Here is a 10,188-nt window from a genome sequence, read left to right on the forward strand (position 1 = left end):
TAGCGCCAATTTACAGTATTATAGAGTCAAAACTCGCCACTCGGGGTTTCTTTGCCTTTTTTCATTTAGTAAACTTCTTAAACGTTTATAGCTAAAGGTTAGTTGCAGTTTAAGATACAATACAGTACGATTTAATTAACCAAAAAGTGGAGATATTAACATGAAAAATTTATGTAGTGAAACTGGATTTCAGTGTCAGCTATTTGTATGACATCAAGGAGGAAGATATGAATAAAAAAACCAGAATAGAATCAGACAGCTTAGGGGAAGTAAAAGTACCAAGTGAACATTATTGGGGAGCGCAAACACAGCGTTCTTTGGAAAATTTTAAAATTGGCACGGAAAAGATGCCAGAGCCTATCATTGAAGCGCTAGCAATAGTAAAACTTGCAGCAGCACGTGTGAATATAAAGCATAGTGCCATAGATGAAAAAGTGGGGAATGCGATCTGCACAACTGCACAGGAGGTAATAGACGGCAAATTTAATGATGAATTTCCACTTGTCGTATGGCAAACTGGATCTGGAACTCAAACCAATATGAACATGAATGAAGTGATCAGCAATCGCGCGATAGAAACTTTGAGCGGTGATTTGGGCAGCAAGTCTCCAGTACACCCAAACGACCATGTGAACTTTGGCCAGTCATCAAATGACACTTTTCCAACAGCAATGCACATAGCAGCAGCAAAACAGATAAATTGTTCTCTCATTCCAAATCTTGAAGTGCTACATAAGGCACTGAATGATAAGGTTCAGGAATTTAAAAATATAATAAAAGTAGGGCGTACTCATTTGCAAGACGCAACGCCTCTGACACTGGGGCAGGAATTTTCTGGCTATGCAGTTCAAATTAAAAAGGGAATAGAAAGAGTAAAATCAGCTCTGAACAATGTGTATGAACTTGCACAAGGTGGCACCGCCGTTGGTACGGGACTTAATACTAAAAAAGGCTTTGCTGAAGATTTTGCTAAAGAAGTGGCAGAAATTACCAATCTTCCGTTTATTTCAGCAAAAAATAAATTTGAAGCGTTAGCAGCAAATGATGCTCTGGTTGAGCTAAGTGGGGCACTCAATACAGTAGCGGTCAGTTTAATGAAAATTGCAAATGATATAAGGTTGCTTGGTTCTGGTCCAAGGTGCGGAATTGGAGAAATAATATTACCAGAAAATGAGCCAGGTTCTTCAATTATGCCAGGTAAAGTGAACCCAACTCAATGTGAGGCAGTAACTATGGTATGTGCTCAAGTTATGGGAAATTACGTTACTGTAACTATCAGCGGTTCAAATGGCCATTTTGAACTAAACGTGTTTAAGCCAGTAATAATTTACAATGTTTTGCAGTCCATAAGACTCTTAGCTGACGCAAGTTTAAATTTCACAGAAAAATGTGTGATTGGCATTAAGGCAAATGAAAAGAGAATAAAAGATCTGCTGAATCAGTCATTAATGTTGGTCACTATATTAAATACGCATATAGGATACGACAATGCAGCAAAAATAGCCAAACTTGCTTATAAAGAAAATATCACCTTAAAAGAAGCGGCAGTGAAGCTTGAGCTGCTCACTGAAAAAGAGTTTGAAAGAATAGTAAAACCAGAAGAAATGGTGAATTTATAAATCACTAGTTTTATTACCAATGTTTAAAGCAGTTTTCTTTATCTCCTTTATTCTCTCGTCTGCCAACATTTTTAATTTCTCACCGTATCTGTAATAATTTCGCTTTATAGTACACAGCTCATCTGCAGAGTTATGATCCAATTTAGGGTAATATTCGTAATCGCAGTTTTCTTTGATGCCCTCAGTGCTTGTAAATGATGCTGAGAGTGGAAACGAAGCTAATAGTAAAATAAGTGCAAAGCTTTTCATACTGAATATTTAAGCTCAATTGCGTTATAAATCTATTAATAGTGAAAGAAGAAAAACCGACCAATAGATCTCTTGAACAACCTGCTTTCTGATTTAGCGCCAAAACTTGCTTTCGCTCTTCAAGTTTTCCCGTTTCTGTGACCGCTTATTGTTTTGCATTCCAATCTTGTTCAAATATTACAAGCCCCCGGTCGGTAAGTGGATGGCTAAGTAATTGTCTAAGTATTTTTGCTGGCACAGTAATTGAATCAGCACCAAGCCTTGCAGCTTCTACTACATGTGTTGGACTTCTTACCGATGCAACAAGAACTTTGGTATCAAAGCCGTAATTAGAATATATAGTGCATATATCTTCTATTAGTGACAAGCCATCATAGCTTATATCATCAAGGCGACCAACAAAAGGAGAAATAAAACAAGCACCGGCCTTAGCGGCAAGCAGTGCTTGTCCAGGAGAAAAACATAATGTAATGTTAACAGGTATTTTATGTTCTGTCCACAACTTTTTACAAGAAATTAATCCTTCATGTGTAAGAGGCAGTTTGATTACGATATTGCTAGCGATTTTCGCTAACTTAAGACCTTCTTTAATCATATCTTCATGGTTATCCGCAACAACTTCCACACTAACAGGCCCTGCTATAATAGAGCATATCTCACTTATTAAATCTTCATACTTATCTTTACGCCCAGATTTTGCTATCAAAGAAGGATTGGTTGTTATGCCGTCAATGAATTCTTTTAGTTCTTTAATTTCATTTAAGTCAACGCTATCAAGAAAAATTTCCATACTACTCCCCCATTAATAAACAACGTACGATAAAAACTTACTGACTGAGATAATTCAACTGCATGTTTATCCTCTTGCTCTTCAACGATTCCTCATCATGAATTACATGATCAAAAATCTGAACTTGGTTCGTCATAATGCTACAATTGTTATCTGCAACTTCCAACACACCATTATCAACCACAACTTTTTCTTTTTTTCGGTTACTCATCTTAACAGTAATTATACCAGGTAATAAATAAATCAAGTAAGGAGAATGGTGAGCTAAAACCATAAGCTCCCCTTCAAGCCCATTTATTGAAAGAGAAGCCACTTTATTGAATAAAATTTGATTATCAGGAGAAAAAAATTGCACTTTGAAGGTATTCATAATCTTTAACTTTTAGCTCCAACTTTAGTTTCATCCTTTATTAATTCAGCCTTTTGCATTGCTTCGTCTATATTCCCTACCATATAAAAGGCAGCTTCCGGCAAGTGATCATACTTGCCTTCAACAATCCCTTTAAAGCTAGACACAGTATCGGAAAGTGAAGCAAATTTACCAGGCATGCCAGTAAATACTTCCGCAACGTGAAAAGGTTGAGAAAGAAACTTCTGAATTTTACGAGCCCTATCAACAACAATTTTATCCTCATCAGATAGTTCATCCATACCAAGTATTGCAATAATATCTTGCAGTGATTTATAAGTTTGCAATATACGCTTCACCTCAGAAGCCACCTTATAATGCTCTTCACCAATGATTTCAGCAGACAAAGACTGAGAAGTTGAATCAAGTGGATCAACAGCAGGGTATATCCCCATTTCAGCTATTTGCCTTGATAACACTGTGGTTGCATCAAGGTGAGAAAACGTAGTTGCAGGAGCTGGATCAGTCAAATCATCCGCAGGAACATATATAGCTTGCACAGAAGTAATGGAGCCTGAAGTAGTTGAAGCTATTCTCTCTTGCATTGCACCCATATCAGTTGCAAGGGTTGGCTGATAACCAACAGCTGAAGGTATTCTTCCAAGTAAAGCGGAAACCTCAGAACCAGCTTGAGTAAAACGGAAGATATTATCCACAAAAAATAAAACATCTTGATTTTCATGATCACGAAAATACTCTGCCATAGTTAGAGCTGTTAAAGCAACCCTAGCCCTTGCCCCGGGAGGCTCATTCATCTGGCCATAAACCAAAACAGCTTGAGATTTTTCATGTTCATTTATATCTATTACATTTGAAGTGATCATCTCGTGATAAAGGTCATTACCCTCACGTGTTCTCTCCCCTACCCCGGCAAACACGGAAAATCCTTTATGAGCTTTTGCTATATTGTTAATTAATTCCATTATCAGAACTGTTTTACCAACACCAGCTCCACCAAATAAACCAATTTTTCCTCCTTTAAGGTAAGGCGCAAGAAGATCTATAACTTTTATTCCTGTAACTAAAACTTCTTCCTGTATCCTCTGCTCGGTAAAACTTGGAGGCGCTCTGTGTATAGGTTCTAAATCATACTTTCCTTTCAGCGGACCACACTCATCTATAAGCTCTCCTACAACATTAAAGATTCTCCCTAAAGTTGAACGTCCAACCGGAACTGATATTGGTGCACCTGTATCAACAAATTCGTCATCTCTTGATACACCATCTGTGCTATCCATAGCAATACAACGGACTATATTGTCACCTATATGCTGTGAAACTTCTAAAACTAGCTCCTTGCCCTTATATTTTAGTTTGCTTTTTAAAGCATTAAATATTTTAGGTAGCTCGCCTTCAAATTTTAAATCAACAACTGCTTGAGTTACCTTAACCGTTCTACCTATATTCATCTCTTTACTTTTATCACCTAACACTACAATTTTATAAAAAAGTTCCCAAGGAACTCCTTAAGAAAATAAATCTTATATTATTAATAGAAATTTTGCAACAACATTTGCTAATTACGCTTTATTATGAACAGTGCAAACGCATTTAAGAGCCAAGTAATAATAAACAACACTAAACTAAGTGCATAAGCAGCAAGTGTCTGCACACTATTGAAATCCTGATCTCCAGTAAGTAATGTAGCAATCTGCACAGTAATAGTAGTAACTGAATTGAGAGGATTAAAAGTTAAGTTTGAGTTGATTCCCACAGCCATCAGCACGATCATTGTCTCGCCTATCACTCTCGAAATTGACAACAAAATTGCACTTAAAATCGTCGGCATTGCATAAGGTATTGTTATATGCCATATAGTTTCTGCTGGAGTGGCTCCCAATGCCATAAAACCATAGCGTAAGCTCTTTGGAACAGACCTGATTGCGTCTTCTAATAAAGAAATAATAAAAGGAAGAATCATTATCCCTATCGATAACCCAGCAACCAAGGCACTCTCTGAGTGTATATTCAAACCAAAAAAACTTGCTATCTGTTTCACAGAAGAAGATAAAAATACAACCGAGAAATATCCGTACACAACTGTAGGAATGGCAGATAAAACCTGCAAAGTTGTATTAACAATGTAACGCACTTTCCCACTCGCATATTCACTAATATATATTGCAGAAAACAAACCAAGCGGAACAGCAACCAGCATTGCTACAATAGTTATAACCAACGTGCCAACCAAAAGCGGGGTTATACCGAAACATCCTACTTTCTCTCCATTGATAGTTACCACATTATGGCTCCATTTCAAGCAAAACAAGAATTCTGAAATAGCTACTTCTTTAAAAAAATTAACAGATTGGGTAAGAATAGATAACATTATAAACAAAGTGATAAAAAACGATATGGCTAGAGCCACAAACAGTGAAAATTTGATTATCTTATTTCTTTTGCTTTTAAATATAAAAGCAAACATGAAAAAAAGTAACGCTATAGAAATGGAAGTTATAAAACAATTGTTACAGAGTATCAACAACCAAGTTAACATCCATATACAACTAAGATATAAATAAGATTTAACCTTATCCACTTGCTTAAAGCAAAATAAAAGAATTAGTAGCGTAGGTATGGAGAGGATTATTGCCAACGAATTCATCTATCGAATCTTATTTTACGAGAATATAACTTTAAGATTATCAAAATATAATGCAACCATCATTTGACAATAAAGTAAAATAAATTAAAATAACTAATTATATTTATAAAAACAATGAAGAGAACATTTCAACCGAAAAATTTGATAAGAAAGCGCAGGCACGGCTTCCGCTTACGTATGGCAACAAGAGCTGGAAGGAAAATTCTTAATAGGCGTCGCTCACTAGGATGCAAAAAACTATGTGCATAGTTAAGTTATCGAGCATAAAAAAAAAGAGTTTTCATTTGCTTTTAAAAATAAGCTAGCACCTGGTAGTCTTTTCTATCGTGGGCTCTATATATCGTTATACGCCATAAAAGAGAAAGAGCCCGAAAGGTATATTTACACTATTAGAATAGGTCTAGTTATCAGTAAAAAAACTGGAAAAGCAGCAAAAAGAAACAAAATCAAAAGACGATTACGGGCACTTGCCAGATTCATCATTCTAAATATAAATAACGCAGGGTACTATTACATAATATTGACTCATAGAAATATTATGCAAGCAAGTTATAAAAACTTACAGAAAGACCTAACTATTTGCCTAAAAAAAATAAAATAAAAAAAATCTCAATTAAGGTATTTACAACTATATTATTTATGATAACATAGGTAAAATTTTTAAAAATAGTTAATGGGTGTGGTGAATGATAGAACACATAAATGAGGTAAATAATATAAGCTTCGGTGAGATGTATGAGCCTTTATTTCCCTCTAGAGAAAAAAGAACAGGAACATGGATAGATTGGGAATCAGCATTTCTCCAACAAGAAATATTATTAAAGAATGTGAAGAATAATGCAATATTACCAGAAATCAGTCATTCCCCTTCAAAAGGAAACCAACTAGAGGAAGTAGGAACAATGTTAGATGATATAGAAAACGACAAACATATAAGAAAGAAAAGACAACGCAGTTAAAGTAAAGATTTAAAAAACAATAGCAAAATAAGGGATTTAAAATAAAGGTATACTCACCACTTAATTGATAAAGAGATTTTTATAAACTTGGCAGCGACCTACTCTCCCTTTGCAAGTACCATCAGCGCTAAAAAGCTTCACTTCCGAGTTCGAGATGGGATCGGGTGTTTCATTTTTGCTATAGCCACCAAGTTAATAAAAATCTCTAATTCAATAAATTCAATCTAATATTTAACACTGCATATACACACATAGAAAGCAAATAAATCAATCAGGCTATTAGTACTAGTTAGCTTCACATGTTACCATGCTTCCACACCTAGCCTATCAACGTGGTAGTCTTCCACGGCCTTAATTGGGAAATCTTTTTGAAGAGGGTTTCTTGCTTATATGCTTTCAGCAATTATCCCATCTATACATAGCTACCCAGCAATGCTATTGGCATAACAGCTGGTACACCAGAGGTATATCCATCTCGGTCCTCTCGTACTAGAGTTAGATCTTCTCAAATTTCCTTCACCCACGGCAGATAGAAACCGAACTGTCTCACGACGTTCTAAACCCAACTCACGTATCACTTTAATCGGCGAACAGCCGAACCCTTGGGACCTTCTCCAGCCCCAGGATGTGATGAGTCGACATCGAGGTGCCAAACGGTGTCGTCGATATGAACTCTTGAACACCATCAGCCTGTTATCCCCGGCGTACCTTTTATCCGTTGAGCGATGACCCTTCCATACAGAATCACCGGATCACTATGACCGACTTTCGTCTCTGCTTGGCTTGTCAGCCTCGCAGTCAGGCAAGCTTATGCCATTGTACTATCAAGCTGATTTCCGACCAGCTCTAGCTTACCTTCGCACGCCTCCGTTACTTTTTAGGAGGCGACCGCCCCAGTCAAACTACCCACCATACAATGTCCTAGTTCCAGATAATGAAACATAGTTAGGTATCAAAAATGTAAAGGGTGGTATCTCAAGGTTGACTCCATTACAGCTAGCGCCATAATTTCAAAGTCTCCCACCTATCCTGCACATTACATTTTTAATAACAATGTAAAGCTATAGTAAAGGTGCACGGGGTCTCTTCGTCTAACCGCGGGTACCCCGCATCTGCACGGGGAATTCAATTTCGCTGAATTGATGTTGGAGACAGTGGAGAAATCGTTACGCCATTCGTGCGGGTCGGAACTTACCCGACAAGGAATTTCGCTACCTTAGGACCGTCAGTGTTACGGCCGCCGTTTACTGGGGCTTCAATTTGGAGCTTACACCCCTCCTATTAACCTTCCAGCACCGGGCAGGCGTCAGACCCTATACTTCCACTTACGTGTTTGCAGAGTCCTGTGTTTTTAGTAAACAGTCGCTACTCCCTATTCTGTGCCACCTACTAATAGTTGCCTAAAAACAGGTTACCCTTCTTCCGAAGTTACAGGTATAATTTGCCGAGTTCCTTCAACATCATTCTTTCAACACCTTAGTATACTCTACTCATCCACCAGTGTCGGTTTACGGTACGGCCTCATGAATATAAGTGCTATTTCCTGGAGCTTCTTTTAAGCATAGATCAATCCAATTAGACCTATACAAATACAAAACCCGTCACACTTAAGAGGTTCAGGAATATTAACCTGATTGCCATCGACTACTCCTTTACGGACTCGCCTTAGGAACCGACTAACCCTACGCAGATTAACTTAACGTAGGAACCCTTAGATTTTTGGTGAGAGTGTTTTTCACACTCTTTTACGCTACTTATGTCAGCATTCTCACTTCTGATATCTCCAGCAGTTTTCACAAACTACCTTCACAGACTTACAGAACGCTCCGCTACCGCACTTATTGATCGGAATCAATAAGCACTCACATCTTCGGTATACAGCTTTAGCCCCGGTACATTTTCAGCGCAGAAAAACTTATTTAGACAAGTGAGCTGTTACGCTTTCTTTAAAGGATGGCTGCTTCCAAGCCAACCTCCTAGCTGTAATGGTTTTTCTACTTCCTTCCCCACTTAGCTGTAATTTTGGGACCTTAGATAGTAATCTGGGTTGTTTCCCTTTTCACCACGGACTTAGCACCCGCAGTGTGTCTGTTGTACAATTAATTATTGGTATTCGGAGTTTAGTTAGATTTGGTAAGACGGTGAGTCCCCCTAGTCTATCCAGTGCTCTACCCCCAACAACATACATACAACGCTCTACCTAAATAGATTTCGCGGAGAACCAGCTATTTCCAAGTTTGATTGGCCTTTCACCCCTAATCACAACTCATCCAATAATGTTGCAACATTAACTGGTTCGATCCTCCAGTGTGTTTTACCACACCTTCAATCTGGTCATGACTAGATCACCTGGTTTCGGGTCTAATCCATAAAACTAAACGCCCTATTCAGACTCGCTTTCGCTATGCCTACACCTAACGGCTTAAGCTTGCTCTATAGATTAACTCGCTGACCCATTATGCAAAAGGTACGCTGTCACTCTAATGTAAGCCAGCTACAAGATTGCTCTTGTAGCAAAAACATAGAGCTCCAACTGTTTGTAAGCACTCGATTTCAGATTCTATTTCACTCCCCTCCCGGGGTTCTTTTCACCTTTCCCTCACGGTACTTGTTCACTATCGGTCGTTAAGGAGTATTTAGGCTTGGAGGATGGTCCCCCCATATTCAAACAGGATTTCACGTGTCCCGCTCTACTCGAGGATTTAAAAACTTTCTACTTATACAGGACTATCACCTTCTATGGTTACTCTTTCCAGAGTATTCTAATTCTTATTCTTAAACCACTAGCCTTTTCCGCTTTCGCTCGTCACTACTAACAGAATCTCAGTTGATTTCTTTTCCTTTGGTTACTTAGATATTTCAGTTCACCAAGTTTGCTTTGCATATTGATTTAATATGCAATAACTAGCTTAACTAGTTGGGTTTCCCCATTCGGAAATCTGCGGATCAAAACCTGTTGACAATTCCCCGCAGCTTATCGCAGCCTGCCACGTCCTTCATCGCCTCTTAACGCCAAGGCATCCATCAAGTGCTCTTAATAATTTATTTACTCAACTATATGCAGAATATGCAGAGTTAAATATTATTGAAATTGAATTGAGATTAAATTAATCTCTACCATAAAACTTGTCAAACATCTAAAAATCAAATTAACTTCTTATATGTTAGAAACTAATGAGCAATATGTCAACGCTTTTTTACACAAAATATTTACTTACATTAGCAACAATAATAATATACTTGTAATCCTAAGTAGGTAAAATTTATAATTTAAGTGAGTGTTAAAGCAAAATTATATAGAATTAAAGATCAATGAAAAAAATACTCCATAATATAAAATGCTTTAAAAATCAGGTCTACTCAAAAATGATAGTAAGCGCCAAGGGTATCTAAAATATGAAAGGTAATTTATCCTTTATAAGTGTTATTTTAAGTTTTATTCGCAAGTTAATCGGTATGTTTAATATTAAGAAGACCAAACAATTCGCTGTAAATCAATACAATAATCTCTATAGAGAAGCAACAGCACTTTTCGAAACGTCCAAAAACCTATTAAA

The 10,188-nt window shown here is 37.3% G+C and carries 9 protein-coding genes and 2 rRNA genes; 4 read left to right on the forward strand and 7 right to left on the reverse strand.

Annotated features, from left to right (window positions below):
* Window positions 1–227: 227 nt before the first annotated feature.
* A complete protein-coding gene (gene fumC / locus DM84_RS02505) occupies window positions 228–1,619 on the forward strand; it encodes a class II fumarate hydratase (RefSeq protein WP_250778176.1) in 1,392 nt (463 codons plus the stop codon).
* Here the strand turns inward: fumC and DM84_RS02510 are convergent.
* From DM84_RS02510 to pstC, 5 genes are all read right to left on the reverse strand, one after another.
* Window positions 1,614–1,868 carry a hypothetical protein gene (locus DM84_RS02510; RefSeq protein ID WP_250778177.1) on the reverse strand — a complete coding sequence of 85 codons (255 nt, stop codon included), beginning with the start codon at window positions 1,866–1,868 and terminating at the stop codon, window positions 1,614–1,616. The two genes, fumC and DM84_RS02510, sit on opposite strands and share 6 nt — an antisense overlap.
* 145 nt (window positions 1,869–2,013) lie before the next feature.
* Window positions 2,014–2,658 carry a fructose-6-phosphate aldolase gene (gene fsa / locus DM84_RS02515; protein ID WP_250778178.1) on the reverse strand — a complete coding sequence of 215 codons (645 nt, stop codon included), beginning with the start codon at window positions 2,656–2,658 and terminating at the stop codon, window positions 2,014–2,016.
* 37 nt (window positions 2,659–2,695) lie between these two features.
* The gene (locus tag DM84_RS02520; RefSeq protein WP_250778179.1) at window positions 2,696–3,028 is read right to left on the reverse strand and encodes a F0F1 ATP synthase subunit epsilon; all 333 of its coding nucleotides are present in this window, start codon (window positions 3,026–3,028) and stop codon (window positions 2,696–2,698) included.
* 5 nt (window positions 3,029–3,033) lie between these two features.
* Complete coding sequence (gene atpD / locus DM84_RS02525; RefSeq protein ID WP_250778180.1) at window positions 3,034–4,476, reverse strand: F0F1 ATP synthase subunit beta; 1,443 nt, start codon at window positions 4,474–4,476, stop codon at window positions 3,034–3,036.
* A gap of 107 nt (window positions 4,477–4,583) precedes the next feature.
* Complete coding sequence (gene pstC, locus DM84_RS02530; RefSeq protein ID WP_250778181.1) at window positions 4,584–5,672, reverse strand: phosphate ABC transporter permease subunit PstC; 1,089 nt, start codon at window positions 5,670–5,672, stop codon at window positions 4,584–4,586.
* 114 nt (window positions 5,673–5,786) lie between these two features.
* On the opposite strand from pstC, the gene rpmH reads away from it, so the two are divergent.
* The 3 genes from rpmH (at window position 5,787) to DM84_RS02545 (ending at window position 6,631) form a co-directional block, all read left to right on the forward strand.
* The gene (rpmH, locus tag DM84_RS02535) at window positions 5,787–5,921 is read left to right on the forward strand and encodes a 50S ribosomal protein L34 (RefSeq protein ID WP_250778182.1); all 135 of its coding nucleotides are present in this window, start codon (window positions 5,787–5,789) and stop codon (window positions 5,919–5,921) included.
* A 7-nt stretch (window positions 5,922–5,928) separates the two neighbouring features.
* Window positions 5,929–6,273: a ribonuclease P protein component gene (gene rnpA / locus DM84_RS02540; protein ID WP_250778184.1), complete on the forward strand. Its 345-nt coding sequence runs from the start codon at window positions 5,929–5,931 to the stop codon at window positions 6,271–6,273.
* Window positions 6,274–6,358: 85 nt separating this feature from the next.
* Window positions 6,359–6,631, forward strand: coding sequence for a hypothetical protein (locus DM84_RS02545; protein WP_250778183.1), 273 nt, complete (start codon window positions 6,359–6,361; stop codon window positions 6,629–6,631).
* A gap of 85 nt (window positions 6,632–6,716) precedes the next feature.
* Here the strand turns inward: DM84_RS02545 and rrf are convergent.
* Window positions 6,717–6,823 (reverse strand): 5S ribosomal RNA (rrf, locus tag DM84_RS02550).
* A gap of 66 nt (window positions 6,824–6,889) precedes the next feature.
* Window positions 6,890–9,679 (reverse strand): 23S ribosomal RNA (locus DM84_RS02555).
* Window positions 9,680–10,188 lie beyond the last annotated feature (509 nt).

It is taken from the genome of Wolbachia pipientis, assembly GCF_023661085.1.
Lineage (GTDB): Bacteria > Pseudomonadota > Alphaproteobacteria > Rickettsiales > Anaplasmataceae > Wolbachia.

Excerpts from the sequence above, each read along its gene's own strand:
- fumC (WP_250778176.1), top strand. The coding sequence starts at position 228 with ATGAATAAAAAAACCAGAATAGAATCAGACAGCTTAGGGGAAGTAAAA.
- DM84_RS02510 (WP_250778177.1), bottom strand. The coding sequence starts at position 1,868 with ATGAAAAGCTTTGCACTTATTTTACTATTAGCTTCGTTTCCACTCTCA.
- fsa (WP_250778178.1), bottom strand. The coding sequence starts at position 2,658 with ATGGAAATTTTTCTTGATAGCGTTGACTTAAATGAAATTAAAGAACTA.
- DM84_RS02520 (WP_250778179.1), bottom strand. The coding sequence starts at position 3,028 with ATGAATACCTTCAAAGTGCAATTTTTTTCTCCTGATAATCAAATTTTA.
- atpD (WP_250778180.1), bottom strand. The coding sequence starts at position 4,476 with ATGAATATAGGTAGAACGGTTAAGGTAACTCAAGCAGTTGTTGATTTA.
- pstC (WP_250778181.1), bottom strand. The coding sequence starts at position 5,672 with ATGAATTCGTTGGCAATAATCCTCTCCATACCTACGCTACTAATTCTT.
- rpmH (WP_250778182.1), top strand. The coding sequence starts at position 5,787 with ATGAAGAGAACATTTCAACCGAAAAATTTGATAAGAAAGCGCAGGCAC.
- DM84_RS02545 (WP_250778183.1), top strand. The coding sequence starts at position 6,359 with ATGATAGAACACATAAATGAGGTAAATAATATAAGCTTCGGTGAGATG.